The organism is Streptomyces sp., from assembly GCF_050698815.1.
GTDB lineage: Bacteria > Actinomycetota > Actinomycetes > Streptomycetales > Streptomycetaceae > Streptomyces.
Window position 1 is genome coordinate 1 of the sequence record NZ_JBOHCV010000754.1, and the last position, 3894, is coordinate 3894.

The 3894-nt window shown below is 71.9% G+C and carries 3 protein-coding genes and 1 pseudogene; 3 read left to right on the forward strand and 1 reads right to left on the reverse strand.

What is annotated here, in order from left to right:
- Window positions 1-862, reverse strand: an 862-nt coding sequence (locus tag ACRDP3_RS26820) for a RecB family exonuclease (protein ID WP_431519595.1), incomplete at its 3' end; no start/stop codon positions are given.
- Window positions 863-1083: 221 nt separating this feature from the next.
- Here ACRDP3_RS26820 and ACRDP3_RS26825 point away from each other — a divergent pair.
- The 3 genes and pseudogenes from ACRDP3_RS26825 to ACRDP3_RS26835 form a co-directional block, all read left to right on the forward strand.
- On the forward strand, window positions 1084-2418 hold the full coding sequence (locus ACRDP3_RS26825; RefSeq protein WP_431519597.1) for a site-2 protease family protein: 1335 nt from the start codon (window positions 1084-1086) through the stop codon (window positions 2416-2418).
- A gap of 31 nt (window positions 2419-2449) precedes the next feature.
- The gene (locus ACRDP3_RS26830; protein ID WP_431519596.1) at window positions 2450-3361 is read left to right on the forward strand and encodes a tRNA (adenine-N1)-methyltransferase; all 912 of its coding nucleotides are present in this window, start codon (window positions 2450-2452) and stop codon (window positions 3359-3361) included.
- Window positions 3362-3562: 201 nt separating this feature from the next.
- Window positions 3563-3894, forward strand: a pseudogene (locus tag ACRDP3_RS26835) (hypothetical protein); the annotation flags it as partial.

The following is a 3894-nucleotide window of genomic DNA, read 5'->3' on the forward strand; positions in this document are numbered from 1 at the left end:
CGGCTTCGGTACGCGGCTCGGGCAGCCGTGGCTGAATCATGAGCGGATACGGCGGGGGAGTGCCGCCGAACTCGGGGCAGCGGGCCTGGTGGTCGCACCAGTCGCAGAGCCTGCCCGGGCGGGGCCGCCAGTCCCCGGTCTCCGTCGCCAGGGTGATCGCCTCCCACAGCGCCAGCAGCTTGCGCTCGACCTGGTGCAGATCGTCCTCGTCCGGGTCGTAGGTCAGTACGTCACCGCTGCCCAGGAAGACCAGCTGCAGCCGCCGGGGCACGACACCGCGCAGCCGCCACAGCACCAGCGCGTAGAACTTCATCTGGAAGAGCGGGCCGTCGGCGAACCGGGGAGGCGGAGCCTTGCCCGTCTTGTAGTCGACGATCCGCACTTCCCCGGTGGGAGCGATGTCGACACGGTCGATGATGCCGCGCAGCCGCAGCCCGGAATCCAGCCTCGCCTCGACGAACAGCTCCCGCTCCGCGGGCTCCAGCCGGGTCGGGTCCTCCAGCGAGAACCACCGCTCCACCAGGCCTTCGGCCTCCGTCAGCCATCGCGCCAGCTCCGTCCCGTCCGCGGAGTCCCCGGCGTCTCCCGTGAACAGCCCGGCCAGCTCGGGCCGCTTCGCGAGCAGCCGTTCCCACTCACCGGCGACCATCGCGCGGGCCCGCGGAGCGCTGCGCTGCGCCGCGGGCGAGTCGAAGAGGCGCTCCAGCACCGCGTGCACGACCGTGCCGCGGGTGGCGGCGGCGGAAGGCTTCTCGGGCAGCTTGTCGATCACCCGGAAGCGGTAGAGCAGTGGGCACTGCATGAAGTCGCTGGCGCGGGAGGGCGAGAGAGAGTTCGGCGGCGATGCGACTCTGGATTGCATGGGACACGACCCTAGGGCCCCGCACTGACAACGGACGCACGGCGGACGCATACCATCGAAGGCGACGTACTCGCGCTGCATGATCATGGGAATCGGCAGCGCAGCGGGGTGCGAGATGCAGCAGCAGAGGGGAACCCGTGGCGGACACGGACAACGGCGGCCGGCGGCACACCGGCGGCTCCGGCGACACCGGGAACGACGGCGAGGACCGCCGCCCCGACATGCCGGACGCGTCGGCGAACCCGGACGGCGGTGCCGGGCCCGCGCCGGCATCGTCCGGCGCGTCGTCCGGACCTGAGGCCGGGCCGAAGAGCGCCCCCGGGCCGGGGCGCACGCCCCCCGCCGTCCCCGCAGGAGCCGGACTCGGAGGGACCGGGAGCGGTCCCGGCAAACCACAGCGCCCCCGCCCGTTCGGCGGCGGCATCCTGATGGGGCGCCCGTTCGGCGTACCCGTCTATGTCGCGCCGAGCTGGTTCCTCGTCGCCGCCCTCATCACCTGGGTCTTCGGCGGCCAGCTGGACCGCGTGCTGCCGCACCTGGGCGGCCTCCGCTATCTCATCGCGCTCTTCTTCGCCGTCGCCTTCTACGCCTCGGTCCTCGTACACGAACTGGCCCACACCGTCGCCGCCCTGCGCTTCAAGCTGCCGGTCCGCCGTATCCAACTGCAGTTCTTCGGCGGTGTGTCCGAGATCGAGAGGGAGGCCGAGACCCCCGGCCGTGAGTTCGTGCTCGCCTTCGTCGGGCCGCTGCTCTCCCTCGTCCTCACCGGAGTCTTCTACGCGGGAATGCAGGCCGTCGAGCCCGGCACCGTGCCGGGCGTGCTGCTCGCCGGGCTGATGGTCTCCAACCTCATCGTGGCCGTCTTCAACATCCTCCCCGGGCTGCCCCTGGACGGCGGCCGAATGCTGCGCGCCCTGATCTGGAAGCTCAGCGGCCGGGCCATGACCGGCACCGTCTTCGCCGCCTGGACCGGCCGCGCGCTGGCCATCGCCGTGCTGATCGGCCTGCCGCTGGCCACCCACGCGGGCGGCTTCACGCAGGAGAGCCTCAGCGGCGTCGATTCCCTCACGGACGCGCTGCTCGCCGCCATCCTGGCGGCGATCATCTGGACCGGCGCCGGAAACAGCCTCCGGATGGCCCGGCTGCGCGAACATCTCCCGGACCTGCGCGCTCGTACCCTCACCAGGCGTGCCGTCCCCGTGCCCAGCGACACCCCGCTGTCGGAGGCGCTGCGCCGCGCCAACGACGCCGGCGCCCGCGCCCTGGTCGTCGTCGACGGCAGCGGCGGCCCTGTCTCGGTGGTACGGGAGACCGCCATCGCCGGCGTCCCCGCGCACCGCCGCCCCTGGGTCGCGGTCGCCACCCTCGCCCAGGACCTCAAGGAGGGCATGCGGGTCCCCGCGGAACTGGCCGGCGAAGAGCTGCTGGAGCATCTGCGCGCCACTCCCGCCACCGAGTACCTGGTGGTGGAGGAGACCGGTGAGGTCTACGGGGTGCTCTCCACCGGCGACGTCGAGCGCGCGTTCGTCGCGGCGATGGCGAAGCCCTCCGCGTGAGCCGGCCACGGGAACCCGTTAGTCTGTCCGTATGTCCGAACCGACCGGTGCCGCCCGCCGTCGCGGGCCCTTCAAGGTCGGGGACCAGGTCCAGCTCACCGATCCCAAGGGACGCCACTACACGTTCACGCTCGAAGCCGGGAAGAGCTTCCACACCCACAAGGGTGCCTTCCCGCACGACGAGCTGATCGGTGCTCCCGAGGGCAGTGTCGTCCGTACCACGGGAAACGTCGCCTACCTCGCGCTGCGCCCCCTGCTCCCCGACTACGTCCTGTCCATGCCGCGCGGAGCCGCCGTCGTCTATCCCAAGGACGCGGGTCAAGTCCTGGCGATGGCCGACATCTTCCCCGGTGCGCGCATCGTCGAGGCGGGGGTCGGCTCGGGTTCGCTGAGCACCTACCTGCTCCGCGCCATCGGTGACCAGGGCATGCTGCACAGCTATGAGCGGCGGGCCGACTTCGCCGGGATCGCGCAGCAGAACGTCGAGCGGTACTTCGGCGAGCCGCACCCCGCGTGGACGCTCACCGTCGGCGATCTGCAGGACCATCTCTCGGACACCGACGTCGACCGCGTCATCCTCGACATGCTCGCCCCGTGGGAGTGCCTGGATGCCGTCTCCAAGGCGCTGGTGCCCGGCGGCATCGTCTGCAGCTACGTCGCGACCACGACCCAGCTCGCCCGCATGGTCGAGTCGATCCGCGAGCACGGCACGTTCAACGAGCCGCAGTCCTGGGAGACCATGGTGCGCAACTGGCACGTGGAGGGACTGGCGGTACGCCCCGACCACCGCATGATCGGGCACACCGGCTTCCTGCTCACCGCCCGCCGCCTCGCCGACGGCGTCGAGCCGCCGCTGCGCCGCCGCCGCCCCTCCAAGGGTGCGTACGGCGACGACTACACCGGTCCCGGCAGCTCCTCCGGCGGTTCCTCCACAGCCGGCTGAGGCTTCGTCAGGCCCCTTCCGCATCCATCGCGTCCCGCCGCCCCGTCACCGGAGTCCTGAACTCCATGGCGGGGCGGCCGCGTTGAGGGGGGTCACGGGAAAGCCGGGACGACCGGGCCGGACCCGGGCGTTCCGATGCGGTGTGACGTATGGCACGATGCTGGGCACCTCCCAGCACACTTCTCACAGGAGTCACCCCGCGTGACGGAACTGCCGCACACCCGTACCCGCATGGTGCACTGGCTCAGCACGGCCGTGGCACTCGCCGCCGTCGTCGGTGCGTCGGCCCTGATCCAGCCCGCTGACGCCACCGCACGGCCCACGTTCTCCACGGCTGCCGGCGGTCCGGCCCCGGACCCCGGGAAGGCACACTTCCCCGTCGACTGCGGAAGCGGCGCAGCGGCCAAGGTCGATGTGACGGACCAGGGTTCCGCGGACTTCGACGGCGACGGGCGCAGCGAAACGGTCGCCTCCGTACGCTGCCGCTCGATCACGGGCACGCCGCCCAACGGCCTCTTCGTCCTGGCGGCGCC

Bases quoted from the DNA above. Each gene is read 5' to 3' on its own strand.
- ACRDP3_RS26830 (WP_431519596.1), top strand. From the start codon at position 2,450: ATGTCCGAACCGACCGGTGCCGCCCGCCGTCGCGGGCCCTTCAAGGTC.
- ACRDP3_RS26825 (WP_431519597.1), top strand. From the start codon at position 1,084: ATGCCGGACGCGTCGGCGAACCCGGACGGCGGTGCCGGGCCCGCGCCG.